We start from the raw sequence: 302 nt of genomic DNA, 5'->3' as shown, positions 1-302 counted from the left end.
GTCGATATTGGCCACGAAGACCGGGTCGTCGCCCAGCAGGGAATGGGCCTTCCTCAGCCCGCCGCCGGTCTCCAGAAGTTCGGCGCGTTCGTCGGAGATTACGATTTCGGGTCCGCGTCCCCGCGCCGCTAGATGCGCCTCCAGCCGGTCGGCGAACCAGTGGACATTGACCACCGCCTTTTCGACCCCGGCGTCCGCCAGTCGGTCCAGCACATGGTCGATCAGGGCGCGGCCCTGCACCTCGACCAGGGCCTTGGGCCGGTCGTCGGTCAGGGGGCGCATGCGGGTGCCCATGCCGGCGG

General features: G+C 69.5%; 1 protein-coding gene. It reads right to left on the bottom strand.

The window, feature by feature from the left end:
• Positions 1-302, bottom strand: a 302-nt coding sequence (locus CVH10_RS19370; protein WP_181244526.1) for an NTP transferase domain-containing protein, incomplete at both ends; no start/stop codon positions are given.

The organism is Halomonas sp. ND22Bw (assembly GCF_003011945.1).
Lineage (GTDB): Bacteria > Pseudomonadota > Gammaproteobacteria > Pseudomonadales > Halomonadaceae > Halomonas > Halomonas halophila.
Note: the sequence above shows the minus strand (reverse complement) of the source record. Positions and strands in the feature narration are given on the sequence as shown.